The sequence below is a fragment of the Chlorobaculum sp. MV4-Y genome, from assembly GCF_025244685.1.
Classification (GTDB): domain Bacteria; phylum Bacteroidota; class Chlorobiia; order Chlorobiales; family Chlorobiaceae; genus Chlorobaculum.
In genome coordinates this window covers 2057023-2083203 of sequence record NZ_CP104202.1, presented here as the reverse complement: position 1 = coordinate 2083203, position 26181 = coordinate 2057023, and the positions used below count along the sequence as shown (strand labels likewise).

General features: G+C 58.6%; 26 protein-coding genes and 1 pseudogene. 22 read left to right on the top strand and 5 right to left on the bottom strand.

Features of this window, described 5'->3' with window-relative positions; genetic code table 11:
• Positions 1-45: 45 nt before the first annotated feature.
• The 6 genes and pseudogenes from NY406_RS10355 (at position 46) to gatB (ending at position 5615) form a co-directional block, all read left to right on the top strand.
• Positions 46-1239, top strand: a complete 1194-nt coding sequence (locus tag NY406_RS10355; RefSeq protein WP_260534183.1) for a phosphoglycerate kinase — start codon at positions 46-48, stop codon at positions 1237-1239.
• Between the two features lie 129 nt (positions 1240-1368).
• Positions 1369-2196 carry a rhomboid family intramembrane serine protease gene (locus NY406_RS10350; RefSeq protein WP_260534181.1) on the top strand — a complete coding sequence of 276 codons (828 nt, stop codon included), beginning with the start codon at positions 1369-1371 and terminating at the stop codon, positions 2194-2196.
• A 42-nt stretch (positions 2197-2238) separates the two neighbouring features.
• Positions 2239-2715 (top strand): YkvA family protein, encoded by a 477-nt coding sequence (locus NY406_RS10345; RefSeq protein ID WP_260534179.1) that lies wholly within the window; start codon positions 2239-2241, stop codon positions 2713-2715.
• A gap of 46 nt (positions 2716-2761) precedes the next feature.
• Positions 2762-3278, top strand: a pseudogene (locus tag NY406_RS11345) (O-acetyl-ADP-ribose deacetylase).
• Positions 3279-3593: 315 nt separating this feature from the next.
• On the top strand, positions 3594-4142 hold the full coding sequence (locus NY406_RS10330) for a hypothetical protein (RefSeq protein WP_260534177.1): 549 nt from the start codon (positions 3594-3596) through the stop codon (positions 4140-4142).
• A gap of 45 nt (positions 4143-4187) precedes the next feature.
• A complete protein-coding gene (gene gatB / locus NY406_RS10325) occupies positions 4188-5615 on the top strand; it encodes an Asp-tRNA(Asn)/Glu-tRNA(Gln) amidotransferase subunit GatB (protein WP_260534175.1) in 1428 nt (475 codons plus the stop codon).
• 168 nt (positions 5616-5783) lie between these two features.
• On the opposite strand, the gene xseB is transcribed toward gatB, so the two are convergent.
• On the bottom strand, positions 5784-6080 hold the full coding sequence (xseB, locus tag NY406_RS10320; RefSeq protein WP_260534173.1) for an exodeoxyribonuclease VII small subunit: 297 nt from the start codon (positions 6078-6080) through the stop codon (positions 5784-5786).
• Between the two features lie 69 nt (positions 6081-6149).
• Here xseB and obgE point away from each other — a divergent pair, with 69 nt between their 5' ends.
• From obgE to corA, 11 genes are all read left to right on the top strand, one after another.
• A complete protein-coding gene (obgE, locus tag NY406_RS10315; protein WP_260534172.1) occupies positions 6150-7157 on the top strand; it encodes a GTPase ObgE in 1008 nt (335 codons plus the stop codon).
• Positions 7144-7611: an N-acetyltransferase gene (locus NY406_RS10310; protein WP_260534170.1), complete on the top strand. Its 468-nt coding sequence runs from the start codon at positions 7144-7146 to the stop codon at positions 7609-7611. Before obgE ends, NY406_RS10310 begins: the two co-directional genes overlap by 14 nt.
• Positions 7612-7671: 60 nt before the next feature.
• Complete coding sequence (locus NY406_RS10305; protein ID WP_260534168.1) at positions 7672-7938, top strand: HPr family phosphocarrier protein; 267 nt, start codon at positions 7672-7674, stop codon at positions 7936-7938.
• Positions 7939-7980: 42 nt separating this feature from the next.
• Positions 7981-9114, top strand: coding sequence for a glycosyltransferase family 4 protein (locus NY406_RS10300; RefSeq protein WP_260534167.1), 1134 nt, complete (start codon positions 7981-7983; stop codon positions 9112-9114).
• Positions 9111-9968, top strand: a complete 858-nt coding sequence (locus NY406_RS10295; RefSeq protein ID WP_260534166.1) for a glycosyltransferase family 2 protein — start codon at positions 9111-9113, stop codon at positions 9966-9968. The genes NY406_RS10300 and NY406_RS10295 overlap by 4 nt, the downstream gene beginning before the upstream one ends.
• The gene (locus NY406_RS10290; RefSeq protein ID WP_260534164.1) at positions 9965-10543 is read left to right on the top strand and encodes a class I SAM-dependent methyltransferase; all 579 of its coding nucleotides are present in this window, start codon (positions 9965-9967) and stop codon (positions 10541-10543) included. The genes NY406_RS10295 and NY406_RS10290 overlap by 4 nt, the downstream gene beginning before the upstream one ends.
• A complete protein-coding gene (locus tag NY406_RS10285; RefSeq protein WP_260534162.1) occupies positions 10530-11675 on the top strand; it encodes a glycosyltransferase in 1146 nt (381 codons plus the stop codon). The genes NY406_RS10290 and NY406_RS10285 overlap by 14 nt, the downstream gene beginning before the upstream one ends.
• Positions 11636-13168, top strand: coding sequence for a polysaccharide biosynthesis C-terminal domain-containing protein (locus NY406_RS10280; protein WP_260534160.1), 1533 nt, complete (start codon positions 11636-11638; stop codon positions 13166-13168). Before NY406_RS10285 ends, NY406_RS10280 begins: the two co-directional genes overlap by 40 nt.
• Positions 13165-15543 (top strand): hypothetical protein, encoded by a 2379-nt coding sequence (locus tag NY406_RS10275; RefSeq protein ID WP_260534158.1) that lies wholly within the window; start codon positions 13165-13167, stop codon positions 15541-15543. Before NY406_RS10280 ends, NY406_RS10275 begins: the two co-directional genes overlap by 4 nt.
• A complete protein-coding gene (locus tag NY406_RS10270) occupies positions 15540-16823 on the top strand; it encodes a hypothetical protein (protein WP_260534156.1) in 1284 nt (427 codons plus the stop codon). Before NY406_RS10275 ends, NY406_RS10270 begins: the two co-directional genes overlap by 4 nt.
• Positions 16824-16931: 108 nt before the next feature.
• Complete coding sequence (gene corA / locus NY406_RS10265; protein ID WP_260534154.1) at positions 16932-18056, top strand: magnesium/cobalt transporter CorA; 1125 nt, start codon at positions 16932-16934, stop codon at positions 18054-18056.
• A 75-nt stretch (positions 18057-18131) separates the two neighbouring features.
• Here corA and NY406_RS10260 read toward each other — a convergent pair whose 3' ends face one another.
• Positions 18132-18614, bottom strand: coding sequence for a YqhA family protein (locus NY406_RS10260; RefSeq protein WP_260534152.1), 483 nt, complete (start codon positions 18612-18614; stop codon positions 18132-18134).
• A gap of 147 nt (positions 18615-18761) precedes the next feature.
• On the opposite strand from NY406_RS10260, the gene NY406_RS10255 reads away from it, so the two are divergent.
• From NY406_RS10255 to NY406_RS10235, 5 genes are all read left to right on the top strand, one after another.
• Positions 18762-19181, top strand: coding sequence for a site-specific DNA-methyltransferase (locus NY406_RS10255; RefSeq protein ID WP_260534150.1), 420 nt, complete (start codon positions 18762-18764; stop codon positions 19179-19181).
• Positions 19178-19441, top strand: coding sequence for a DNA methyltransferase (locus NY406_RS10250; protein ID WP_317618652.1), 264 nt, complete (start codon positions 19178-19180; stop codon positions 19439-19441). The genes NY406_RS10255 and NY406_RS10250 overlap by 4 nt, the downstream gene beginning before the upstream one ends.
• Positions 19438-19722: a hypothetical protein gene (locus tag NY406_RS10245; protein WP_260534148.1), complete on the top strand. Its 285-nt coding sequence runs from the start codon at positions 19438-19440 to the stop codon at positions 19720-19722. The genes NY406_RS10250 and NY406_RS10245 overlap by 4 nt, the downstream gene beginning before the upstream one ends.
• A gap of 60 nt (positions 19723-19782) precedes the next feature.
• Positions 19783-20430 carry a DNA methyltransferase gene (locus NY406_RS10240; protein ID WP_411267081.1) on the top strand — a complete coding sequence of 216 codons (648 nt, stop codon included), beginning with the start codon at positions 19783-19785 and terminating at the stop codon, positions 20428-20430.
• A 207-nt stretch (positions 20431-20637) separates the two neighbouring features.
• Positions 20638-23034 carry a DEAD/DEAH box helicase gene (locus NY406_RS10235; RefSeq protein ID WP_260534146.1) on the top strand — a complete coding sequence of 799 codons (2397 nt, stop codon included), beginning with the start codon at positions 20638-20640 and terminating at the stop codon, positions 23032-23034.
• Between the two features lie 131 nt (positions 23035-23165).
• On the opposite strand, the gene NY406_RS10230 is transcribed toward NY406_RS10235, so the two are convergent.
• The 3 genes from NY406_RS10230 to NY406_RS10220 form a co-directional block, all read right to left on the bottom strand.
• On the bottom strand, positions 23166-23738 hold the full coding sequence (locus NY406_RS10230; RefSeq protein ID WP_260534144.1) for a hypothetical protein: 573 nt from the start codon (positions 23736-23738) through the stop codon (positions 23166-23168).
• Positions 23739-23771: 33 nt separating this feature from the next.
• Positions 23772-24623: a PASTA domain-containing protein gene (locus tag NY406_RS10225; protein WP_260534142.1), complete on the bottom strand. Its 852-nt coding sequence runs from the start codon at positions 24621-24623 to the stop codon at positions 23772-23774.
• Positions 24624-25116: 493 nt separating this feature from the next.
• On the bottom strand, positions 25117-25842 hold the full coding sequence (locus tag NY406_RS10220; protein WP_260534140.1) for a 4'-phosphopantetheinyl transferase family protein: 726 nt from the start codon (positions 25840-25842) through the stop codon (positions 25117-25119).
• Positions 25843-26181 lie beyond the last annotated feature (339 nt).

The window sequence follows — 26181 nt, the reverse complement described above, 5'->3', positions numbered from 1 at the left end:
CACACAGGCAAACACTTTTAATTTCGTCAACCAACTTACAGGGAAATGCAGAAAAAGACATTGTCTGACATATCGTTACAGGGAAAACGCGTCTTGATGCGAGTCGATTTCAACGTGCCGCTCGACCAGGACAGAAACATCACCGACGAGAAAAGGATCGTGGAGGCGCTGCCTTCAATCCGCAAAGTCATCGACAATGGCGGCAGGCTGATTCTGATGTCGCACCTTGGAAGACCGAAAGGCAAGGTCAATCCTGCATTCTCCCTTTCGCCAGCGGCAAAGCGCCTCTCCGAGCTGCTTGACTGCCCCGTGACGATGGCTGGCGACTGCATCGGCACTGAGGTGATGCAGCAGGTGCTTGCCCTGCAGGACGGCGAAGTGCTCATGCTCGAAAACCTCCGCTTCCATGCCGAAGAGGAGGCTAACGATCCGGACTTCGCCAGGGAGCTCGCTTCGCTGGGCGAAATTTACGTGAACGACGCATTCGGCACGGCCCATCGCGCTCACGCCTCGACCGAGGGCATCACCCACTACGTGCAGACTGCGGTGGCGGGTTACCTCATCGAAAAAGAGCTGCGCTACCTCGGCACGGCGCTCAACGATGCACAGCGTCCGTTCGTGGCCATTCTTGGCGGCGCCAAGATTTCAGGCAAGATCGACGTGCTCGAAAGCCTCTTCGAGAAAGTCGATACCGTTCTTGTCGGCGGCGCGATGGTCTTCACCTTCTTCAAGGCTCAGGGCCTCGACGTCGGCAACTCGCTTGTCGAGGAGAACAAGCTCGAACTTGCTACGGCACTGCTCGAAAAAGCCAAAGAGAAAGGCGTTCGCCTGCTTCTTCCGGAAGACGTGGTCGTGGCCGGAGAGATTTCCGCCGACGCGCCTTCTCGTGTCGAGCCGGTCAACGCCATTTCCGCAGGCATGATTGGCCTCGACATCGGCCCGGCAACCATCGAGACCTACAGCAAGGAAATTCTTGCCGCGAAGACCGTGCTCTGGAACGGACCGATGGGTGTGTTTGAAATCGACCAGTTTGCCAGGGGCACCTTCGCTGTCGCCCAGGCGCTTGCCGAGGCAACCGCCGATGGCGCGATTACCATCATCGGTGGCGGAGATTCGGCAGCAGCCATCGCCAAGGCGGGCCTCTCCGACAAGGTGACGCACGTCTCGACCGGCGGCGGCGCGAGCCTTGAATTCCTCGAAGGCAAGGAGCTTCCGGGCATCGCAGCCCTGAACGATTAGGCCCTGACGTGCATTGATCGTCACGGAAGCGATTTCCGAACCGTATGAACAATCATGGGCGCTTCTGAAAAACGGCTCGACACCGGTCAGCATGTTTTCCAGAAGCGCCCTCATTGCAAACTCTGCTGAATGACCCGATACGACCAGCCATACTCGCCCGGCGGCTTCCAGGTGATGCCTCCGGCCATCAAGGCGATCATCATCACCAATGTGATTGTGTTCCTCTTCCAGAACAGCGTGTTCGGCTCCGCCCTGACCACCTACGGCGCACTCTGGCCGATAGGCTCGAACAATTCTGCCGGGTACTCTTTTCACCTCTGGCAGCCCATCACCTATCTCTTTTTGCACGGCAGCTTCGCGCACATCTTTTTCAATATGTTCGCGCTCTGGATGTTCGGAGTTGAAATCGAAAACTATTGGGGAACCAGAAACTTCGTCAGTTTCTATTTCACCTGTGGCATTGGCGCGGCGCTCATCAATCTGGTGGCGACCTACGGCAGCCCCTACCCGACCATTGGCGCATCCGGAGCCATTTTCGGCGTGCTGCTCGCCTTCGGCATGATGTTTCCCGACCGTTACATCTACCTCTACTTCCTTCTGCCGGTCAAGACCAAGTACTTCGTGGCCGGATACGCCCTGATCGAGTTCATTTCGGGCCTTGGCAACCGGACGATGGGCAGCGGCAGCGATATCGCCCATTTCGCCCATCTTGGCGGCATGCTCTTCGGCTATATCTACATCGTGATCCGGCGGAATGAATGGACGATCAAGCGGATGTTCCGGAACGTCTCTCTTCCCAAAAAGTCGAAAGGGCCGGTTCTCTGGCAAGGCGGCGGCAAGGATGACGATACCTCCGAAGCCGAGATTGACCGGATTCTCGACAAGATTTCGAGCAGGGGTTACGACTCCCTGACGGCGGAGGAAAAACGCAAATTACTCAAGGCAGGCAAACGCTGATCCTCCGGCGGCGCAAACCTGTATGATACGCACCACTCCGGCATGAAAAGCAAAAAGGAATGCCGCATTTTCGAGCGCGCCCGCAAGGTCGCCGAACAGACCCTGCGCGATCCTGAAAAAATCAGGAATGTCATCGACACCGCTTTGCACATGGTTGGCAGCGCGAGCAGCTCATCGCCATTCGGCGAGCTGACCGACAAGTTTCAGGCGCTCATCAGGCTTGTTCGCGCCTATATCAACCGCCAGTACCGGGTCGTGCCCTGGCAGTCAGTGATTCTGGCCGTCGCCGCGCTCATCTACTTCGTCAACCCGTTTGACGCGCTTGCCGACTTTCTCCCGCTGGTCGGTTTCTTCGACGATGCTGCCGTACTCACCGCCGTGCTCGCCTCGATCAACCAAGACCTCAACGAATTCCTCGAATGGGAAAAAAACGCCGCCCAAAACTCGACGGAGCCGATCCCGAGAGTTGTTGATGCCGATTTCGAAGAGGTGAAGGAAGAGGCAGTTGACAATGGATAATTGACAATTAAGAATTGTTGTCTGGCAGGATGAATACGGCAAAACCATGCAGTCGCCAGTTCTGATTCGAGCCATAAACGCTGATATTACGACGCTGACGGTCGATGCCATCGTGAATGCGGCGAACTCGTCGCTGCTGGGCGGCGGGGGCGTTGACGGAGCGATTCACCACGCCGCCGGGCTGGAGCTGCTCGAAGCGTGCCGCGAACTCGGAGGATGCCGAACCGGCGATGCGAAGATCACCAAGGGCTACCGGCTGCCCGCGAAGTTTGTCATCCACACTGTCGGTCCGGTCTGGAACGGCGGCAGCCACGGCGAAGCGAAACAGATCGCCTCGTGCTACCGCATCGCTGAAACTCGCCATCGAAAACCACTGCCGCTCCATCGCGTTCCCCTCCATCAGCACCGGCATTTACGGCTATCCAATCGAGCTGGTCGCCGCCATTGCCGTGGCGACCGTGCGCGAAACGCTCGCGGATGAGACCGGCATCGAAGAGGTGATCTTTTGCTGCTTTTCAGACCGTGATCTCAAAGTCTATCGCAAAGCTTTGAGCGTCGGATAGCTCGGCGGACGATCAATATTTCTTCAGGAAATAGTTATCTCGGAGTCTCCAGACCGCTTTCATCGAACGTAAAGCAAGGTGGATTGCCACGTTGCCTCATTCCTCGTGATGACTACAGCAGACCTTGAAAAAGTCCGACAAGCATCCTGCCCGAAAGATTCGCGCCTGTTCAGCGTCCAACCAATTGATTCTCCGGCTTTTTGCGCGCCGTGAAGGGGCGGGTTTTCAGGCTGGAAAATCGTACATTACAAGCTGGTGTTGCGTTGCAACTTTTTGCCGGTTTGATTTTATTTGTCCAACGAAAAAACGGTTGCCATGATGAAGAGAGTACATTTGATGCGGACGCTGCTGATTGCTTTGGCGGCGGTGACAATGCTTTTTGGAACGGCTCGCGCCGGCTGGGATCCGGCTAAAGAGAATAATGCCGAGCGGACAATAGGGAAGTTCAGGAAAGCCGATCCATCTCTTGAGCGTTTCTTTTCAAGGGCTTATGGTTATGCGGTCTTTTCCGATATCTACAAGGGCGGCTTCATGATCGTCGGTGGCGGCTACGGCAAAGGGGTGGTTTTCGATCAGGGACGACCCATCGGTCATTCGACCGTGACGATGCTCAATGTGGGGCCTCAGCTCGGCGGACAATCATTTTCCGAGATCATTTTCTTCAAGGACCGGGCGGCGCTTGCTGACTTCACCAAAGGCAATTACGAGCTGAGCGCTCAGTTTGCCGTTGTGGCCGTCAGGGCAGGCATGGCGACCAATACCGACTACTCGAACGGCGTGGCCGTTTTCGCCATGCCAAACGCGGGGTTGATGGGAGAACTCACCGTCGGTGGCCAGAAGTTCACTTTCGAGCAGTACCGGTGATTCGACCGGCATTCGACAAGGTTTTTATCACTATCTCATTTTCTGATGAACTATGAAATTGTCGTGGGCCTTGAGGTCCACTGTCAGCTCAATACCGAAAGCAAGGCATTCTGCGGCTGCTCCGCCAAGTTCGGCAAATCGGCTAACACCAACGTCTGTCCGGTCTGCCTGGCACTCCCCGGCGCGCTGCCGGTGCTGAACGCCCGCGTGGTCGAGGACGCCGTCAAGCTCGGCCTGGCCACCAACTGCACCATCGCCCGCCACTCGATTCTTGCGCGCAAAAACTACTTCTATCCCGACCTTCCGAAGGGCTACCAGATTTCGCAGTACGAGGAGCCGATCTGCTCGGAGGGGATGATCCACATCGATCTCGAAGAGGGGCGCAAGGATATTCGCCTTGTTCGAATCCACATCGAGGAGGATGCGGGCAAGTCGATCCACGACATCGGCGACGACACCTACATCGACGTGAACCGCTGCGGCGTGCCGCTGCTGGAGATCGTGAGCTACCCCGACATGCGCACGCCGAAGGAGGCCTCGGCCTACCTGCAGAAGCTGCGCCAGATCGTCAAATACCTCGGCATCTCCGACGGCAACATGGAGGAGGGCAGCCTGCGCTGCGACGCCAACGTGTCGGTCAGGCCGGTGGGCGCGACCGAGTACGGCACCCGCACAGAGATCAAGAACATGAACTCGTTCCGCAACGTCGAGCGCGCCATCGAGTACGAAGCCAAGCGCCACATCGAGGTGATCGAGGGCGGCGGCACGATCGTGCAGGAGACGCGCCTGTGGGACGCCGACAAGCTTGAAACCCGCTCGATGCGCGGCAAGGAGCACGCCCACGACTACCGCTATTTCCCCGATCCGGACCTCGTGCCGGTGCTCGTGGATGACGGCATGATGCACCGGATGCGCAAGGAGCTGCCGGAGTTTCCGGAAGATCGCGCAGCGCGTTTCGTCTTCGAGTTCGGCATTCCGGCCTACGACGCTGGCGTGCTGACCGTGGAGCGTGAAGTCGCCGATTATTTCGAGGCGACCGTGAACGTGTCGGGCGACGCCAAGGCTTCATCGAACTGGGTGATGGGCGAGGTGATGCGCACGCTGAAGGAGAAGTATCTCGATATTCACGAGTTCGCCATTTCGCCAGAGCGTCTTGGCGGCCTGATCAAGCTCATCAATGCGGGCGCGATCAGCAACACCATCGCCAAGCAGGTGTTCGAGATCATGCAAGAGGACGAAGCGACGGCGGAAGCGATTGTCGAGCGCGAGGGGCTGGCGCAGGTTTCGGACAAGGGAGCCATCGAGGCAGCTATCAGGGAGATTCTCGACGCGAACCAGAAGCAGCTCGAACAGTACCGCAGCGGCAAAGCGCAGCTATTCGGTTTCTTCGTCGGTCAGTGCATGCAGAAGATGAAGGGCAAGGCAAACCCGAAGGTGGTGAACGACATGCTCAAGTCGATGCTGGAGGGGTGAATTTAGTTTTCTGAGGTTGTTTTTCGTTTGTCATTCTGAGTCCGACAACGTCGGGCGAAGAATCCAGAAAAGCCGCGGAAAGTATCGCTGATCAGTCGATTATGCGCCATCGGAAAAGACTGGATTCTTCACTTCGTTCAGAATGACAGAGGCCAACAGCCGAACCTCTCAGCTCTCCATGCCGAACAGATCGGCGGGTTTGGGTTGCTCGGGTTTGGCTGGCTTGGTCGGCTTTTCCGGCTGGGCGGCGGGCTCGGCAGGGTTGATCGTTTCAAGCTTTTTGCGGGTCTCCTGCAAGCGCTTGCGGCACTCCTCGGCGACCGACATTCCCTCCTCGTAAAGCGCGATGGAGTTTTCAAGCCCGGTGTCCGGGTTTTCGATGTTCCGGGTGACCTCTTCGAGGCGCTGGATCAGCTCTTCGATGGTCGGGGCGGCACTCTTGCGGGATTTGCTTGAAGCGGGCATCGGTCGGTCTGGTTTAAAATTGAGAGTAACATAGGTAACGATAGCGATTATTACAAAAAGGACGGAAGCGTGAAGTTTGTCGATCGTGCGAAAATCTCGGTGAAAGCTGGCGACGGCGGCCGGGGTTGCGTGAGTTTCAGAAGAGAGAAGTTCGTGCCAAAGGGCGGGCCTGATGGCGGTGACGGCGGCCGTGGCGGCCACGTCTATCTGCGCGCCAACAAGCAGCTTGCCACGCTGCTTGACTTCAAGTACCGCAAATCCTATATCGCCGATCGCGGCGGCCACGGACTTGGCGCGCGCAAGAGCGGCAAGGATGGCAAGGATGTCGTCATCGGCGTGCCGTGCGGCACGGTGGTGCGCAACGCCGAGACCGGCGAAGTGATGTGCGACATGGTCGAAGACGGTCAGGAGATGATGATCGCCAAAGGCGGACGCGGCGGTTGGGGCAACCAGCACTTCGCCACGGCGACCCGGCAGGCTCCACGATTCGCACAGCCCGGCGAGCCGGGTGAGGAGTTCGAGCTTGAAATGGAGCTGAAGCTGATGGCCGACGTCGGCCTCGTTGGTTTCCCCAACGCAGGCAAATCGACCCTGATTTCGGTGCTCAGCGCGGCGCGACCGAAAATCGCCGACTACCCGTTCACGACGCTGGTGCCGAACCTCGGCATCGTACGCTACGAGGATTACAAATCCTTCGTCATGGCCGACATTCCAGGCATCATCGAAGGCGCGGCGGAGGGGCGCGGCCTGGGCATCCAGTTCCTGCGACACATCGAGCGCACCAAGACGCTGCTCATCATGGTTCCGTCCAATACGGAGGATATTGCCGCCGAGTACGCAACGCTCCTGAAGGAGCTGGAAAAGTTCGACCCTTCGCTGCTCTCCAAGCCGAGACTCGCGGTGATCACCAAGATGGACATTGCGCCTGAGGGTTTCGCCATGCCGGAGCTTGAAAAAGGGGTTAAGGTGCTCGCCATATCGAGTGTGGCGGGACAGGGACTCAAGGCGCTCAAGGATGAGCTGTGGCGGCAGGTCTCTCTCCAGAATCAGTCGCCTTCTGAACATGCCGGTAACTGATACCTGCGTTAGAAATGCGCGTCTTGCCGACGCTTCGGCCATTTCGCGAATCACCGAGGGCTATGCGGGCGAGGGGATTATGCTCAAGCGCCCGGTCGAGAATATTATCGAGCATATCCGTGATTTTTTTGTGGCCGACTACAAAGGCCAAGTCATCGGATGTTGCGCCATCGCGTTTTACACGGTGAAACTTGCTGAAATCCGCTCGCTCGCCGTGCTCGAAGAGTTCCGGAGCAAGGGGATCGGGCGTCTTCTGGTAGAAAAGGCAGAGGCCGTGCTGAGCGAAGAGGGAGTCAAAGAGGTGCTCGTGCTGACCCTGAATCCCGGATTTTTCAAGAGAATGGGGTACAAAGAGATCGAAAAGGAGTATTTTCCCCAGAAAATCTGGCGTGATTGCACCAATTGCCCGAAACTCATGGCATGTGACGAAATCGCCATGGTCAAAATGTTGTAAGGGGCCAACCAGGCCCAGCAAGCTCTAATCCAGTCATAACCATTTAACCGGCTAGTACCAGTGATTGTCCAGGAAGTGATTATCAGAAACAGCGCGGGTCTGCACACCCGGCCAGCGGCGGCGGTTGTCAAGCTCGCCTCCAGATTCAAGTCGGACTTTTTCATCGAGATGGATGGCTCGGAAATCAACGCCAAGTCGATCATCGGCGTCATGAGCCTGGCCGCGCCCAAAGGGTCGCGCATGGTGCTCAAGCTGGAGGGCGAGGACGAAGCAGAGGCGGCCAGGCACCTTATCGAATTTTTCGAACAGGGGTTCGGCGAAGCGTAGCATCAAAGCCAAAGCAATCCGGAAGCTGATCACTTGACGCCCTTGCAGATAGCGTTGCTCAGTCCGTTTCCGCCGGTCAAGGGTGGAATCGCCCGATTCAGCGATGAGTTGTGCCGGACCTTCGAAGCGGCGGGATGCGAGGTGGTGCCGGTGCCTTTCCGGCGGCTGTATCCGCGATGGGTCATGAAAGGTCGCACGGCGACAGAGCCTGGAGAATCTGACGTGCCCGCTTCACCATTCACCTTCGATCTCATGAATCCGCTGAGCTGGCTCTCTTCGGCTCGAAAACTTCGCAATACCAAGCCAGATGTGCTGCTTATCGCTTACTGGAGTGGCGTTCTCGCCCCGCTTTGTGCGCTAATGCGCCGGGTAAGTGGACTGCCAACCTTCGTGCTGCTCCACAACTTCACCTCTCATGAACCCATTCCGGGAGAATCGATGCTGAAGCGCTTGCTTGTCTCGTCATCCGACGGATTCATTACCCTCTCCCAAACGGTCGAGTCGGAGTTGCGGGCGTTCGCTCCGGCGGTGAAAACGCTACGCCTGTTCCATCCGCTCTACGAACGGCAAACCTCCGCGCCATCGAAAGCCGACGCGCGGCGTTCGATCGGATTGCCTGAGGATGCGCCGGTGCTGCTCTTTTTCGGCTACGTCCGGGAATACAAAGGACTCGATACACTACTGGAAGCGATGGCGCTTGTGCTTCAACGCGATTCGGCGGCGCGGCTTGTCGTGGCCGGGGAGTTCATTCTCGGCTCGTCGTGTTTTCGGGAAGAGGCCCGACGGCTCGGAATCAGCGGCGCGGTCGAATTCCGCGAAGGGTACGTGCCCGCCGGTGAGGTCGCCACGCTGATGGCCGCCGCCGATGCGGTGGTGCTGCCCTACCGCTCAGCTACGCAGTCGGGCATCGTGCCACTCGCGCTCGGCCACGCCGTGCCGGTGATCGCCTGCGACACCGGTGGCCTCGGCGATCAGGTCGAGCACGGACGTACCGGCTGGCTCGTCCGCGAGGAGAGCGCCGAGGCACTGGCTCAGGGGATTATCGACTTTATCCGCGAACGCGAGTGCCTTCCGCTGAAGGAGGGCATCGACGACTTCCGCCGCCGCAATTCGTGGTGCGAATTCGCTTCGCAAGCTGCGGCTTTTCTGGAAACGTGCAGTCGGAGATCGGCATGAATGGTGAAAAAACAGCGGTCATCGTGCTGAGCTGGAACGGCGCAGCCGATACCCTCGCCTGCCTCGCCTCTCTGGTGAAGGTGCGGCAGCCGGAGTTCACGGTCATTCTGGCGGACAACGGTTCTACCGATGGCACGGTGGCTCTCGTCCGCCAGGCGTTTCCGAAGGTCGAGATTCTCGAGCTTGGGCGCAACCTCGGCTTCGCGGCTGGCAACAACGCGGCATTCCGTTCGCTGTGCAGGCGCGGCTTTGACCGCGTGGTGTTCCTGAACAACGACACCGTCGTCGATCCCGGTTTTCTCCAGCCTCTGCTCGATGAACTGCAAAAGCCGTGGGTGGGTATCGCCGCGCCGAAAATTCTCTACATGGACAATCCGGAGCGCATCTGGTACGCGGGTGGCGTGCTCGACTCAGCGACCGGGCTGATCGAACACACCGGCATTCGCCAGCCTGACGGGCCGCGCTTCGATACGCCGGAGCCGGTCTGGTACGCCACCGGGTGCTGCCTCGGAATGCGGTCTTACGACTTCGAGGCGGTGGGCGGTTTCGACGAGCGTTTCCGCATGTATGGCGAGGACGTCGATCTGTCGATCAAGGTGCGCAAGCGAGGCCTCATCGTCATGTACCAGCCCGCGTCGCGTATCTGGCATCGCGTCTCGGCCTCCTCCAGCGGCGAGATGAACCTCGGCAAGCAGCTCCGCAAAAGCGTCGCGGCGATGACGCTCTTCGCCAAGCACGGCATGATCGGTGGTCTCGTGCTCTATCCGCTGCTTCTGCCCTTCCGCGCGGTGCTCGGTTTGCTGCGCTTCCTGCTCTTCAGGCGGAAGTCATCGCAAGAGCGGGAAGAGGTATGACGGGCGGCCAGGAGTTTCGGACGGTCGTTGATGGCGCGTGGAGCGCGGACCCGGCCCACCGGATGCGGTGGGAGAAGAGTTTGGCGTTCGTCGCGGCCTCCGAAGCAATCGCGCTTCCGGCGCAGGCGGGCCTCGACATCGGCGACCGCACGCCCGTGACCGCGATGCTCGAAGCGCACTTCGGCTGCCGGTTCGACACGACCTCGGTCGATCTCGACACCGAGCCACTCAACGCGGCCACTCGCTATCCGGTGGTGACGGCGTTCGAGGTGATCGAACATCTCTACAATCCGCTGCACCTCCTGCTGGAAATCCGCGCTGCGCTCGATCCCGTCCCGTCGTCGCGCCTGTTTCTCTCGACTCCGGCGTGGAAACCCGGTTTTCTGCAAAGCCCCGATCACTTCCACGAAATGCCGAAGCGCTCGCTTGTCGCGCTTCTGTCACGCTCGGGTTTTGAGGTGGTGCGCAGCGCGGAGTTCGGCATCCGCTCACCGCTCTTCTGCCTGCGCGGCGTCCGTCCTCTCCTGCGATGCATTTTCGAAAAAATCAGGATTTACGAGCTTGCGGCGCGCTGAACACATTGATCTCGTCTGGCTCTCCGAAATCCAGTGGGATTTTCTCTCCACCCGGAAGCAGCGCCTGCTCGCCCGCTTTCCGGAACAGTGGCGCATCCTCTTCGTCGAACCGTTCGCCGTTGGCCGCCGGAGCCACTGGCTTCCCGTGAAGCGCGGGCGCGTGACGGTGGTGACCGTGCCGTTTCTCAAGACCGTTCCGCCGGGCAAGCCGCAGATTTTCGACAATCCATTGCTTCTGTGGATAGTCACGCTTGCTGGCCGGATGCTCGCTGAATTCTGGTTTCAGGTGCTCGGCTTTGCATCCACTGACCGGATCATCGGATTGAGCAATATTTACTGGGGCGAGGCGGCGGCTTCGATGCCGTGCCGGGTGCGTTTTTACGATGCCAACGACGACCACCTCGGGTTCACGCCCGGCCAACCGTGGCTGCGCGATTCGATGCGCCGATTTCTCGATAAGGCCGACCTGATCTTTTACGTGAGCGATCTTCTGCTCGAAAAACTCAGGCCCCGTCCGGAGCAGCACTGCGTCGAACTCGGCAACGGCGTCGAGTTCGATCACTTTGCCACGCATCGCACCGAAACGCCAGAGAAGCTGCGGTCATTGCCGCGTCCGATCCTCGGCTATGCGGGTGCGATGGACTGGATCGATGCCGACCTCGTCGCCTCGGTCGCCAAAGCGTGGCCGGAGTACAGCGTCGTCCTCATCGGCCCGGCGTACGCCTGCGACTGGGTGGAGCACCACACGGCGCTGCTCGACCTGCCGAACGTGCACTGGGTCGGCAAGGTTGGCTACGACGAGCTTCCGGCGTGGGTGCAGCGATTCGATCTGGCGTTGATGCCGCTCGAACGGAGTCCACTGAAGCGAGCTTCCAATCCGAACAAGCTCTACGAATACGCGGCGGCGGGCTTGCCGATTCTTGCCATCGACTATTGTGATGCCGTCCGGAAGGCGAGCGGCGTGGTGCATGTGGCCTCGACGCTCGAGGAGTTCGTGCGGCTCGTGCCGGAGGCGCTTGCCGACGGGCGAAAAGCGGCGCGGCAGGCGTTCGCCAGAGCGCACAGCTGGGACACGCTTGCCGAAACGATGGTGTGCGAGCTTCGCGACGCCATGCAACGGAGGTGGTCGTGAAGCGGGAGGTGACTATCGCGCGGGAGGCCGGTATTTCGATGGCCGGGTTCGTGTTCGGCCAAGCTGTGCGGTTCGGCTACAATCTTGCCGCCGCGCGGCTGCTTGGCGTGGATGCGCTCGGCGCCTATGCGCTCGTGGTTGCCGTGCAGCAGGTTGCCGAAGTGCTGGCGATTGGAGGCTACGATCTGGGTCTTTTGCGCTTCGTCAACCAGAAGGAGGGCGTGGCGCGGCGGCAGACCATCGCCGCCGCCATCAAACGAACCGCGTTCGCGGCCCTCTTTGCAGGGCTGCTGATCGCGCTCTTCTCCGGGCAACTCACTGAATTGCTGCATGGTGGCGGGCTGTTGCGCATGACGCTGCTTGCGGTCGCCGTGGCGCTACCCCTGTCGGTGACAACCAGTATGGCCGGGTTCGCCATTCAGGCGCATCAACGCCTCATGCCCAAAATGGTGGCGACCCAGATCATCATGCCCGGACTCTTTCTGCTCTCCATGCTTGTCGCTCGCTCGTTCTGGGGGCGTGAGGCTGCACTGGCGTTGCCGTTCGTGATCGCGCCACTCGCGGCGCTTGCCTGGATTCTGCCGGGCTTCAGGCGGATGACCGGCGTCGAACTGAACGATGTGCTCAGCGCCGGGAGCAATCGGGAGCTGAACCGCTTCGCCCTGCCGCTGCTTGCCGTGGCACTTTTCTCGATCCTGTCGCACTGGATCGATGTGGTGATGCTTGGCTTTCTGACCGACGTGCGCACGGTTGGCCTCTACCAGCCCGCCGCACGCACGGCCGGGCTACTGCGCTCTGTACTACTGGCATTTTCCGGGATCGCCGCCCCCATAATTGCTGGATACCATGGACGGCAGGAAAACGCGGGTATTCGGGAGACCTACGAGATAGTAAACCGCTGGATTGTGATGCTCGTCATGGTGCCGTTCCTGATGCTCGTGCTTTTTCCCGGCGAGGTGCTCTCCGTGTTCGGCAAGGGCTTCGGCGCAGGATCGACAGCATTGGTGCTTCTGGCTGTCACCTCGCTTCTGTATGCCTCTTTTGGCCTCGGCAACACGGTGCTTGCCATGAGCGGCGGGGAGCGGCTGAGCATGATGAATCAGGCTGGGGCGCTGCTGCTTCAGGTTCTCCTGCACTGGCTTTTGATCCCTCGATTCGGATTGAACGGCGCAGCCTGCTCGACGCTGATTGTCATGGCGTTGCTGACCATCGTGCGAATGGCTGAATTGCGCTCTCAGCTTGGCATTCCGGCGCTTTCGGGCAAACTCTGGAAGTCACTCGCGGCGGGCATCGCTGCAGGGGCAGTAATGCTTGCTGTCAGGTACGCGGCGCCGCCGCTGCCGCCGCTCATGCGGCTTGCAGTGGCAGGCGTAACGGGAGGTTTCGTGTATGTACTGCTGATCCGGGCACTCCGGTTGGAACAGGAGGAGATGGAAGTTATTTTAAAGCTTCTGCCTTTTCTGAAACGTCAAAGAACGAACGCCGCGCCGTGAAAAAAGCCCCTTGGCCCTACCTGGCCGCCATAGCCCTGTTTGCCCTTCTGCTCGTCGCGCCCTTCGGGCCGCTTCTTACCCTGCGCTTTGTGCCGGGTTCGCCGGACAGCGTCACGCCGATGGCGCTCGACAAGGCACTCGAAGCATTGCAAGTGCAATCCGGCCGATATCCGCTCTGGCAGCCCTGGACATTTTCGGGGATGCCGACTGTGGAGGCCTTCAGCTACCTCAGCGGCCTCTATCTGCCGAACCTGCTATTCGGATTCCTGCATCTCGACCCGATCTACATTCAGCTTCTGCACCTCGTGTTTGCCGGAATGGGCGGCTTCGTGCTTGCGCGGCAACTTGGTCTTGGCAGCATTCCGGCGTTCCTCTCGGGGTCGGCCTTTATGCTTAATCCCTACATGACCGCCATGCTCGTGTACGGTCACGGCAGCCAGCTCATGACGGCGGCGTACATGCCGTGGGTGCTCTGGGCGGCAATCCGCCTCGCTGAACGGGGCAGCCTTGCCGATGCGGGACTGTTGGCGCTGATGCTCGGCTTGCAGCTCCAGCGCGCCCATGTGCAGATCGCGTGGTACACCTGGATGCTTGCCGTGCTGCTGCTCGTGATGATGATTCTGGTTGAAAAGCGGGAGGGCGTCTCGAAAATAAAGAGCGGCGGACTCGCCATCGCGGCGCTGGCGCTCGGCGTGGCTATCGCCTTGCAGGTCTATTTGCCCGCGCTCGGCTATTTGCCCTTTTCGGCGCGTTCGGGAGCTGGCGATGCTGCCGAGGCGTACCGCTATGCCACCATGTGGTCGATGCATCCACTGGAATTGCTCACCTACCTGATGCCCGGTGCGTTCGGCTTCGGCGGCATCACCTACTGGGGCTTCATGCCCTTCACCGACTTTCCGCACTATGCGGGCCTTGTCGTGCTCGGCTTCGCGATCGCAGGGATCATCGCCGGTCGCAAAAAGCCGATGGTGCTGTTCCTTTTTGCCATGACGGCGCTTGCGCTCCTGCTTTCGTTTGGCAACTTTTTCAGCCCCGTCTATGATCTTTTCTACCACTTCGCGCCAAAGTTCAGCTCCTTTCGGGTGCCGTCGATGGTGCTGATCGTCGTGGCGCTCTGCCTTGCCTTGCTCTCCGGATATGGCCTTCAGGCGTGGCTCGACAGGCCGTTGGCTGAATCGTCTCCCGTGCTCAAGTGGGGTGGACTCATCATTGGCGTGGCGGCGGTTCTCTTCCTCACGTTTGAAGGGGGACTCGAACAACTGCTTCGCGCCGCGTTTCCTCCGGTGCAGATCGACAACTACGATCTGGTTACGATGGTCGGCAACCTTCGCTGGACGCTATGGAGCGGCAGCCTGTTCGTGCTGATCGTCGTGGCGGCAGCCACTGCAGGGCTGTTGTGGATCGCTGCGCGGGGCATGATCGGGGCGCGGTCGGCAGCCATCGTACTGGTTGCGCTGTCGTGTGCCGACCTCGTCTGGATCGACCATCGCGTCGTCTCTCCCGATGATCACTCCCTGCGGGCCTCTCCGCTGGTGGAACGCGCCTCGCTCGACCGGGCGCTCGAAGGTGATGAGATCACTCGCTTTCTCGCCAGCCGCCCGGGTGCGTTCCGCATCTACCCGGTGGGCCGCCTGTTCACCGAGAACAAGTTCAGCCTTGCCGGCATCGAATCGGTTGGCGGCTACCACGCCGCCAAGCTCGGCCTGTATCAGGAGTTGCTCGCCCGTACCGACAACCTCGCGAATCTCGATGTGCTTCGGATGCTGAACGTCGGCTACGTGCTCAGCCCCTCGCCCATCAGTAATCCCGCCCTGAAGCCGGTGTTCGCCGGAAAGCTGAACCTTCTCTCCGGCGAAATCCCGGTTGCGGTCTATGAGCTTGCGGGCGCGATACCGAGAGCCTGGTTCGCGCCGTGGGCCATTGCCGCGCAAAGCGACGACGAGGCTATCGCGGCAGTCATGGCCGGGCGCTGTTCCGGCGGCGGCGTCACTGTGACCGGAGCGCGGTGGCAGGGCGTGAAGCGCTTCTCGCCGGGCACGGTGCTCTCGATGCAGCGGAGCGCCGAGTCGATCGCGATGCGGGTTCGCGCCGAGGGCGACGCCTTGCTTGTGCTCAGCGAGGTGTTCTATCCCGAACGCTGGAGGCTTACGGTCGATGGCTACGAGCAGCCGACGCTCAAAATCGATGGCCTCATTCGTGGCGTAGTAGTGCCACCGGGCGAGCACGAGGTGCGGTTCGTCTATGACCGGAGCCGTTTTGAGACGGGCCGGACGGTGTCGCTCGTCGCCACGCTCCTGTCGTTTGGCCTCATCGCCGCCGGAATCGTTACCGTGCGAACGTCATCGAAAACCATCAAACCTTCGGGCAAGCCGTGAGAAAAGTCCTGATCCTTACCCGCAACTTCCCGCCATACGTTACCGGTAGTGCATCGAGGGCATGGAAGTTCGCTTCAAATTTCACCACCATTGGCTGGGAGCCGGTCGTCGTCGCCCCTCCCGCTGTCACAGGCATGGCTGCTGGCGTGAAATCCGGTGCGAATCCCGTCAATGAGGTGTGCCGCATCGCCCCCGATCTTGATGTTGGCGACCTCGATGCCGCCGCCCGCTGCGCGCTCCTGCACGGACGGGAGATCCCTGGCGCGAACCGTCCGTTCAAGGGCAAGCAGGCTCGGCAGTTCAAAAGCGCTACTGACGGCGAGCTCTGGCTGAAAAACGCTACGGCCACGGTCGAGCGGTTACTCGAAGAGGATCGGGAGATCGAGCTGCTCTATGCCCAAGGACCGCCTCTGGAGCCGCTCTTGCTCGCGTTTAACGTCGCCCGGAAGCACTCGCTGAACATCATGCTCGACATCACCGAGCCGCTCGATCCCTCAATGCCCCAGCCCGGTGCCTCCCGTTCCTCCGCCGCAGCCAAAGCCGAGGAACAGATCATGCTCTCGGGAGTGCCAATCCTGACGCCAAACCGCCTTCTCAAGGAGTATTTTCTGAAGAAGTACCACGGAAAGCTCGACAACAACCTCGTGACCATCGTGCCCCCAGCCTTCGATCCGTCACATCCGGCATTCAGGCGGCAGGAGCCGAACCGTTCAGGTACAGTGCTGCGCATCGCGCTGCTTGTGGCCGACTTGCCTGTTGCCGACCTCAAGGCGCTCGTCTCCGGCCTTGAGGCGTGGATACAGGCCGACGGCATTATTGCCGGAGGAATAGAGCTGGTGCTGCTCGGCGATGGCGTGCCGGAGTTTCTGCGTCGCACCGCGAAGAAACCGATCCAGAAACGCTTCACCATCGATGAAACCAGCGGAATCGACAGTGAACTGGAGGAGTGCCGGAAGGCAGCGTTTTTCTGCGCCGCGCTGGGGAACTCCGCCGCCAGCGCGAGTATTGTGCCGGATCGCCTGGCCGACGCGCTTGGTATGGGCCTGCCCTTGTGCGTCATCGCACCGGATGGAGAAGCGTCGCGGCTGGCGGTCGATGCTGGCGGCATGTCTGCGCCCGCCGGGGATGCAAGAGCGATCATGGAGCTATTCCGTGCAATGGCCTCCGCCTGGTCGTTCGGGAACCTGCAAAGCACACCTGACTGGCTCCGGGAGAAGCACGCTATCGGCACTGTCATGCACGAGCTGACCAGAGCGATCGCCAGCCAGCCATTGCATTGATGCGGCATCATTCGGGTTTTCGATTCGATCTGCTCGCCAATACCAGCCAGCGGGCCGTAAATCAGGTCTGTTCATGAACGAAGAAGGGTAACCATTGAGGAGCTGCCGATGAAGAACAAGCAGCCTGCGCCACATCCGCTTTATGGGCATTCCCACAAGCGGAAGCATGAAAAACGGCTCTTCAGGAGCCGCCACAAATCGATCGGCCAGCCGCCGGGCGCGCTCATCCATATTGGCGAACAGAAGGTCGAGAAGGCCGAAATCACGGTCATCGGCTATGACGAAAAGCAGATGGTCACGATGTCCGTCAGCGATGCCTCGGAGTGCTTCGTCCTGAAAGAGAAGTTCAAGGTGCTCTGGATCAACGTCGATGGCCTGCACGAAACCGCTGTGATCGAAAAGCTCGGGGAGCTGTTCGGTATCGATCCGCTGACGCAGGAGGATATTCTGCACACCGGCCAGCGCCCAAAGGTTGAGGATTTCGAGCGCTACCTCTTCCTGTCGCTCCAGATGCTCGACTTCAACCCCGAGACCAGCGAAATCGGCCAGGAGCAGCTGAGCATCGTGCTCGGCCCCGGTTGGCTCATCACCTTTCAGGAAAAGCCGGGCGACACGTTCGATGCCCTCCGGCAACGGATCGGCAGCAGCAGCGCCAAAGTCAGAAAGCACGAAGCCGATTTTCTCGCTTACGCCCTTGTCGATTCGGTCGTGGATCACTACTTCTCCATCCTCGAAGAGATCGAAAACCGGATCGATATGCTGGACGCTGACCTGATGGCCACCTTCAGCCAGGAGAGCTTCAACGCGCTGAACGCGCTCAAGCGGGAGCTGATCATGTTCCGCAAAGCGGTCTGGCCGCTGCGGGAGATCATCGGCAGCGTCGCGCGGGATGACTTCGCGATGGTGGGCGACCTGGTCGAGCACTACTTCCGCGACGTGTACGACCACGTCATTCTCGTGATCGATACGGTCGAAATGTTCCGCGAGATCGTCACGAGCATGCACGAAACCTGGCTGGCGGGGGTGAACAACCGGATGAACGAAATCATGAAGTTCCTCACCATGATCGCCACGATCTTTATGCCGCTGTCGTTCATCGCGGGCGTGTATGGCATGAACTTCAAAAACATGCCGGAACTGAACCTCTGGTGGGGCTACTACGCCGTGCTCGGCCTCATGGTGTTGATCGTTCTGGGTTTCATGAAGTATTACCGGTCGAGGAAGTGGTTCTGATGGGATGGCTTATCGGGCCCAGCCACATGCAGGTATCATCGACCTCAAGATCATCCGGAGAAACAGCAGCCGCATCTACTTCTTCTTGCTGCCGACAAAACAGGTCAGCCCTGCGGTGACGAGCGCAATCGCGCCGCCAAGCCAGATCAGCTCCTGTTCGCCGTGCCATTGCACCACATGGCCGAGAAAGACGACCGACATGACCACGACGATGACGCCGATCAGCTTGTTTTTGAGATCGTCGAGGGTATGAATGACCAGCCAGTCCGGCAGATCGATCGAATCGTCGATGAACAGCTCGTACAGCCCCAGCGAGATGATGAAAAAGACCGTGCCGAGCAGGAACAGATCGATGCTCTCAATGAAGCCGAGCGCGAGCAGCTTGCCTGTTTTACCGGAAACTTCTGCATGCATGACCGTATCGGCGATAAGCTGAACCACCGAAATACCGCCATACAGAAGCAGTGTCAGTGCGGCAAGGAACGTTCCCGCAACTGCGATGATCACAAGGTACCGGCTTGAAGAGAGCAGTTTTTGCATCATAATCGGTTTATGCATTGAAGAAGTTGTTGTTGCTGCGCATAATTTAGATAATAGATGGGTAAAATGGAGCCGTTCGGGTGAGAGCAGACAAGCGTAGCAACGCTACTCTTTTTTTTGTTGGCAGATTGCGGCTGTAATGGAGTGGGCGTTTTCTTTCGACCATTGAAGGGCTTACAACGCATAACGTTACTCTTCACCACGCTTTTTCCCGGAGTGGTCGAATGCCATCACTGGGCTGGCAAAAAGGCTGTCGTCAACTACCACAAGGAGGTTCCGTTTCATCTGTTGCGCTGCAACGCCGAACTGTCGGCGGGCGAGCCGGAGAGCGGAAACCTTTTGGTTCAGGGTGACAACCTGATCGCCCTGAAGGCTTTGTTACCGCATTACGCTGGTCAGGTCAAGTGCATCTACATCGATCCGCCGTACAATACAGGTGTTGACGAGCGTGATGAGAGAGCGGCAAGCGATCCGGCTGGGTATATAACGACAACGTCAGCAGCCCTGAGATCAGGGACTGGCTTTTCCGGGTTGTCGGGCCGGAAGCCGAAGACCTGTCGCACCATGACAAGTGGCTGTGCATGATGTATCCGCGTCTTACACTTCTGAAAGAGTTTTTGCATGAGGAGGGTTCCATCTGGATTTCCATCGATGATTCGGGAATCGCTTATCTGCGGAACCTGATGGATGAAATCTTCGGACGTGATCGGTTTGTTGCCTGCAACGTCTGGCAAAAGCGTTACTCACGCGAAAACCGCGAAGCTATCGGCGATTCGCATGAATATTTGCTGGTGTATGCTGCAAATCCAGAGAAGTTCAAGGCGGTAAGAAAAAAGTCCCTTTGACTGAAGAACAGGCAAAGGTTTACAAAAATCCGAATAACGATCCTAAAGGTCGATGGCGTGCTATTCCGATGACAGCGCAAGGGTATCGACCAAACCAGATGTATGAAATTACAGCACCTTCTGGAGACAAACATTATCCGCCTGAAGGTCGATGCTGGTCAATGATTGAACCGGAATTTCTCAAGCTTCGTGAAGCTGGACGGATTTATTTCGGAAAAAATGGTAATTCACAGCCTGGCGTTATTCGCTATCTGTCCGAAGTTGAAGGATTTGTCCCCTAGACGTGGTGGCCGCATGAAGAGGTTGGCCATACCGATGAAGCACGAAAAGAGATTCGTGCTTTGCTCGACACGCAGACAGCTTTCGATACCCCTAAACCTACACGATTGATCAAACGAATTCTCGAAATTGCCACCGGCAAAGATTCGCTTGTACTCGATTCCTTTGCGGGAAGTGGCACCACCGGGCAGGCGGTTCTGACGTTGAACAAGCAGGACGGCGGCAACCGTCGATTTATTCTGGCCGAAATGGATCCAAACATTAGCCGGAATGTCACCGCTCAGCGCTTGACGCGATGTATCAGTGGATACAAGAACGTCGAATCTCTCGGTGGCGGGTTCAGGTTTTGCGAGCTTGGGGAGGCGTTGTTCGATGCGGATGGGTTTATCAACCGGAACGTTTCGTTCAGGGAGCTTGCGCAGCACATCTTTTTTATCGCAACCGGCCAGCCGCTTCCGGCTGAAGCTGAACTGACGACGCCGCTCATCGGCGTCTCGAACGGCGCGGCGGTTTATCTGCTTTACAACGGAATTCTCGGAGATGCTTCGGATGATGGTGGCAACGTGCTGACGCGGGAGGTGCTTTCGCGGCTGCCCGCGCACGAGGGGCTGAAGATCGTTTACGGCAACGGATGCCTGCTCAGCCCGATGCGGCTCGCGAGCGAGAACATCGTGTTCAGGCAGATTCCTTACGAAGTGAGGCAATCATGATGACCCTCAAGGATTACCAGCGGCGCGCGCTCGATATGCTGAGCGACTATTTCGTGGCCTGCCAGCAACACGAGAACGTCGATACAGCATTTTACAGCGTTACGCGCCAGTCGTTCGGTTCCGGGATTCCCTACCGGGCGGTGGCGGAACTGCCGGGCCTACCCTACGTCTGCCTGCGCATTCCGACCGGCGGCGGCAAGACGATTGTTGGCGGCGCACTCGGTTGGCACGGCGGCGAAGGATTTGCTGCACACCGACGCGCCGGTGGTGCTCTGGCTCGTGCCATCCAATGTCATCAAGGAACAGACGCTCAAGGCGCTGAGGAATTGCAAGCATCCCTACCGGCAGGCGCTCGAAGCGGCGCTGCCCTCGGTCGAGGTGCTCTCGATTCAGGAGGCGCTTGTCGTCCGCCGCCCGACAGTTGCCGCCAATGCGACGATCATCGTTTCGACCATGCAGGCGTTCCGTGTGGACGATACCGAAGGGCGCAAGGTCTATGAGCAGTCGGGGGCGCTGATGGGTCACTTCACCGCGCTCGATCCGGCGCTTGCAAGCCAGCTCGCCTGCTACGAAAACGGCCAGCCGGCGCAGTCGCTGGCCAACCTTCTCAAAATGCACCATCCGGTGGTGATCGTCGATGAGGCGCACAACGCCCGCACGTCGCTCTCGTTCGAGACGCTGGCGCGGTTCAGCCCCTCCTGTATCATCGAGTTCACGGCGACGCCCGCCGCTGAAAACAATGCGAGCAACGTGCTCTGTTCGGTTTCCGCCGCCGAGCTGAAGGCCGATCATATGATAAAAATGCCGATACAGCTCGAAACCCGTCCGAACTGGAAGGAGTTGCTCGCCGACGCCATTGCGCTCAGGCGGCATCTCGAACAGGAGGCGGCTCTGGAGCGGCAGGTTACGGGCGAGTATATCCGCCCAATCATGCTCGTTCAGGCGCAGCCGAAAAGCCAGACGCACGAGACGCTGACGGTCGAGGTGGTGGAGCGGTGCCTGATCGAAGATTTCGATATTCCTGAAGAGCAGATTCGACGCGCGACCGGCAGCGGCCGGGAGATCGACGGAATCGATCTTGCCGATACCTCGTGCCCGGTGCGCTACAGCATCACCGTGCAGGCATTGCGCGAGGGGTGGGACTGCCCCTTCGCCTACGTGCTTTGTTCCGTGGCCGAGATGCGCTCATCGACGGCGGTCGAGCAGATTCTTGGCAGGGTGATGCGTCTGCCAGCGGCGAGGCGGAAGGTGCGCGACGACCTGAACATGGCGTATGCTTTTGCGGCTTCGGCGGATTTCGTCGATGCGGTGCGGGCGTTGCAGGACGCGCTCGTGCAGAACGGTTTCAACCGGCAGGAGGCCAAAGAGCTGATCGCGAGTATGCCGACGAACGAACAGGGGCGCTTCGATCTCTTCTTCGAGACGCGCGAAGTGGTCGGCGAAGCTCCGAAGCTGGAGCAGTTGCCGGAGGTTGTCCGCAAGAAAGTGTCGTTCGATCCCGAAGCGAAAGCGCTCGTCTTCACCGGCGAGATGGATGACCGGGAGATGAAGGCGTTGCAGGAGTGTTTCGACTCCTCCGAGGCCAAAGCCGGGGTTGAGACGATCTGCCGGAAATCCCGGAGATACCTGAAGAAGCAGGCGGCCACTCCGGCGGAGCGCTTCGAGCCGTTTGCGGTGTCGGTACTTGCCGTCTGGCAGGGCAATCTGTTCGAGCCGTTCGAGGAGACCCATTTTCGCGAGGTGCCGCTGCGGCTGTCGAAATGCTTGCCGGAATTGAGTGAAAATGAGTATTCGGCAAAGCGCTTCGACGGCAAGCTTGCCGAGATCGACATTTCCAGTCGCGGGCAATTGTCGGTGCGATTCGTCGATACGCTGCACCATCAGTTGAGCCTGCTCCTTGACGAGGGGCGGCAATCGGTCGCGCAACTGGTTAACTGGATCGACAAGAATCTTCCGAATCGGCAGGATATTTTCCCCTCCGAGAGCGGGCCGTATCTGACTGGCGTCATTCACTACCTCATCGACCAGCGAGGCTTCACGCTTGCCCAACTGATCGGCGACAAGTACACGCTTCGGCAGAAAATCGCCGAAAAGATCGATGCCCTGCGCAAGCGCCAGTGGTTACAGTCGTACCAGACATTCCTGCTGCCGGAGTGCGCAACGCCTCTCGTCGTGACGCCGGAGGCCTGTTTTGTGTTCAAACCGCACGAGTATCCCTACAATACACGCTATCAGGGAGCGCACCTGTTCAGCAAGCACTACTATCACGAAATCGGCGCGATGAACGGCGAGGAGGAGCGGTGCGCGGTGTTTCTCGACCGGATGGCGGAGGTGGAGTTCTGGGCGCGGAACATCGAACGCCGACCGTTGCACTCCTTCTGGTTGCAGACCGCCACGGACAAATTCTACCCCGATTTCGTCTGCAAACTCAAGGATGGCCGCTTCCTCGTGGTTGAGTACAAATCCGAAAACGCATGGAGCAATGACGATTCGACCGAGAAACGTGACCTCGGCGAGCTGTGGGCGAAACGAAGCTGCGGATCGTGCCTCTTTGTCATGCCCAAAGGTCTCGACTTTGCAGCTATCGAGAAGGCAGTGGTATAGACCGGGGGCAGCTTCAGATAAAAAGAGGCTCGCTTCTAGAGCCCGTTTTTACAAGCCTTTTTTCCCATTGCATAGTCTCTCTGAGTGCACCCATCCTTGTGGTGTGAAGGGTTTGGAAAGCTGCAACCGGGTCACGTTTGCCTCACCGGAATGCCTTCGCCGAGATCGATAATTCCTGGTAACGTTATTGTTCCGAGCGCTTTTTCAAGAAGCGTTACGTCGAGGCATTTGACGCTTCCTTTTCCACTGCACTCTCCTGTGTGAATCTTCATGATTTTCCCGCCGGTTATCTCAAGCGTGAATCCCTTGAGATTCAGCTGAATCGAGATGTCGAAGGCGATGGTTTTGGAGATGATCTGGTCGATTTTGATCTCGATTTCCGGTTTGTGCCTGGATGAAATAGTGTGCTCGATCAGCGGTTCGAGGTAGGAGCGGTCTGGCGGGTAGGTTTCGGTATCGGCATATTTTGAGAGATCGAAATAGTTTTTCCAGGCTCGCAGCATGATTTCCGCCAGGTCGATATCGAGCAGTTTGCCGACATGATCGACAACGCTGTTCCAGACAGGCTTCCAGTTGAGGGCATGCTCTTGAGTGGGCAGGTTTTTGCGCAGCTCTTCAAACACCCGCTTTTTCTGAAGCGTGTCGAACGGGGATGCGTCGCGGTTCATATTGCCGAAAAAATCGACGAGTGTACGTGTCTGCATGGTTTTCTCCGGATCGATCTGGTGTTTCCGTTGTTATGACGGGCGGATTTCCTGGTCGCCCTGGTCTGCACGGACCGTTATCGAAATCGTTGGCGCTTTCTCGGGGTTTCCGGTGGCCTGTACTTGCTGGGTTCCGTAGTCGAGCTTTTCACGGATGGATACGTGAGGCTCTCTTGCGGGTGGAGCCGGTTTTGTGCGGATGCTTCGCATGAAAAGAAGGGCTCCGGCGAGGATGGTGATTGCCGCCGCGCCAGTTATGATAGCTGTCCATGGAAGTGGCGTGAGCGCGGGTGGAGATGGTGGCTCAATTGCTGGCGGTTCGGCGACAGCTCTTAGCGTCAGTACAACCGACGAGCCTCTCCGGACAGTGCTGGACGGTTCGGGATTCTGGCTGGTGACGAGAGCTTGGTCGTTCTGGCTGTGCATGGCATCGGTGACCGGCACCAAACCGGAGCGCTCGAGCACCTCGCGGGCTGCGGCCAGTTCAAGCCCGACGACCGGGGGGACATTGACCATTCTCGGGGTTGAGACTGCCAGCGAAACCGATGAACCGCGCGGGGCTCGCGAACCGGCTTCAGGTGATTGTTCGAGCACGATGCCGGGTTCGTTGTCGGATTCGACGGCGGTGACTGTGCCGATCTGCAAGCCAGCGTTCGAGAGTATCGACCGGGCATCCTTCATCGGCCTGTTGGTTACCGGAGGTACAAAAATCATGATGGGGTTGGCAATGACCAGTGCGACCGGGGTGCTGCGTCGAACTCTTGTCGCTGCCTCGGGCGATTGTTGGATGACGGTGCCGGGTTCATATCTGGATTCGGCGCTGGTGATCTGGCCGACCTGCAAGTCAGCATCAAGAAGCGTTGTCCGGGCATCGTCCAACGACAAGCCGGTTAGTAAAGGTACGGTGATCAGGATGGGACGCCGCCCCTCGATTTGGGGCCGGCGCTCCAGTGAGGCACCCTCAATCTGGGGGGGGGGAGTGGATGTGGCAGAAGTGGGTGGCATGCGACCTGTGCTCAATGCGTCGGTCAGTGCCGGATTCGGGACGGCAACAGCAGTTTTCGCAAGACCTTGCAGCACGGCAAGCCAGCAGACAAGATGCCATATGAGTACGGCTTTTCTCATGGCTGGAGCTGTTTTTCGGGACACCACCTTCAAGGGGTCAATTCAAAATCGTCCCGATCGGGGTTTGGGGGGGCGGGCTTCTGCGCTTCATCATTCCTGTGCCGTAAGGAATTCTCGTGGCAGAAAGTATTGCGACACCCGTAAGGGTTTTTCCCTTTACTTTTCAAAGGTACTCTTTTGTCAGTGATTTGAAAAGTTCCACGGGAGCGGATGCGCTGCTGGTCTGACTCGTAGTGGGCAGTCGGTAAGCTGTTCACAGTTCGATATACTCGCCGTTTTGCAGCGAGTAGCGGCGAAGGTTCAGTGCTTCGTTATTGTCGAGCTGGATGGCCAGAGCGGTGGCAAAGCCACACATGTAGTCGAACACGGGCGTGATGCAGGTGAGGCTCCGGTTAGCTCCGAATGGCACCTTGAAGCGGTTCATGCGGTACTGCGTGGCGACATCGAAGGCGGCAAGGCCGTGTTCGAGAGGCCATCCGCTGGCTTTGATCAGCGCCTCCTTGATGCTCCATATCCGGATGAACGCCTTGTTTTTTTCGCGGGTAGGCAGGTTGACGATGATCGCATACTCCTCGGCGGAGAAGTATTTGCGGGCGAGCAGATCGATGTCATCCACCGCCCGTATTCTTTCGATATCAATTCCTGTTTCGGGGTGTCTTGAAAAAGCATAGACAATCTGGCGGCCAGAATGGGAGAGGTTGAAGTAGAGACCGGTGTTTTCGGGGAAGGTGATAAACGGCTTTCCGACCTGCGTGCTGGAGAACCGGATCAGGGACGGTTCAATGCTGAAGGTCTCGCCAAGCAGTAGCCGGAGGAGACCTCTGCGGAGCACGAAGTTGTGGCGGTCGCTGTCGAAACGGAATCGATCAGCTCTCTTTTTTTCCTCGTCGGCAAGGGTTTTGAAAAGCTTCGGTTCTGGTATTCCGGCGATGTGCGTGTCGGTATGGATGAGGGTGACGGCCTCTTTCGAAATAATCATCGTTTCATGTCTCAGGTTTCGGAAGGCCGTGGTCCCATTGCGCGCGCCTCGTTCCGTTTTGCTCAATCTACGATTTTTTTTGACTGGCATCGTTCCCGGAGCGTGATCGCTCCAGAGCGCTGGTTGCACAAGGCTCGTGAGGGGGAAGAATGGATTTCAGGAAACGGCGCAAACCGGATTCAGTCCCAATAGAAAAAAACTTCACATGGCAGGGTTTGCCTGGTATTCAGCAGATGAGAAGTGCTCAATTTAATCTTATTCGGGTTTGGCAGCCGATAAAAATGGATAAAAAAGGCCGGTAAGTCAAAAAAACGATAGATGAGATTTTGTTTTTTGAGG

Bases quoted from the DNA above. Each gene is read 5' to 3' on its own strand.
- NY406_RS10350 (WP_260534181.1), top strand. From the start codon at position 1,369: ATGACCCGATACGACCAGCCATACTCGCCCGGCGGCTTCCAGGTGATG.
- NY406_RS10355 (WP_260534183.1), top strand. From the start codon at position 46: ATGCAGAAAAAGACATTGTCTGACATATCGTTACAGGGAAAACGCGTC.
- NY406_RS10220 (WP_260534140.1), bottom strand. From the start codon at position 25,842: ATGATTATTTCGAAAGAGGCCGTCACCCTCATCCATACCGACACGCAC.
- gatB (WP_260534175.1), top strand. From the start codon at position 4,188: ATGAACTATGAAATTGTCGTGGGCCTTGAGGTCCACTGTCAGCTCAAT.
- corA (WP_260534154.1), top strand. From the start codon at position 16,932: ATGAAGAACAAGCAGCCTGCGCCACATCCGCTTTATGGGCATTCCCAC.
- NY406_RS10260 (WP_260534152.1), bottom strand. From the start codon at position 18,614: ATGCATAAACCGATTATGATGCAAAAACTGCTCTCTTCAAGCCGGTAC.
- NY406_RS10230 (WP_260534144.1), bottom strand. From the start codon at position 23,738: ATGCAGACACGTACACTCGTCGATTTTTTCGGCAATATGAACCGCGAC.
- NY406_RS10250 (WP_317618652.1), top strand. From the start codon at position 19,178: ATGATGTATCCGCGTCTTACACTTCTGAAAGAGTTTTTGCATGAGGAG.
- NY406_RS10345 (WP_260534179.1), top strand. From the start codon at position 2,239: ATGAAAAGCAAAAAGGAATGCCGCATTTTCGAGCGCGCCCGCAAGGTC.
- NY406_RS10330 (WP_260534177.1), top strand. From the start codon at position 3,594: ATGATGAAGAGAGTACATTTGATGCGGACGCTGCTGATTGCTTTGGCG.
- NY406_RS10310 (WP_260534170.1), top strand. From the start codon at position 7,144: ATGCCGGTAACTGATACCTGCGTTAGAAATGCGCGTCTTGCCGACGCT.
- NY406_RS10290 (WP_260534164.1), top strand. From the start codon at position 9,965: ATGACGGGCGGCCAGGAGTTTCGGACGGTCGTTGATGGCGCGTGGAGC.
- xseB (WP_260534173.1), bottom strand. From the start codon at position 6,080: ATGCCCGCTTCAAGCAAATCCCGCAAGAGTGCCGCCCCGACCATCGAA.
- NY406_RS10295 (WP_260534166.1), top strand. From the start codon at position 9,111: ATGAATGGTGAAAAAACAGCGGTCATCGTGCTGAGCTGGAACGGCGCA.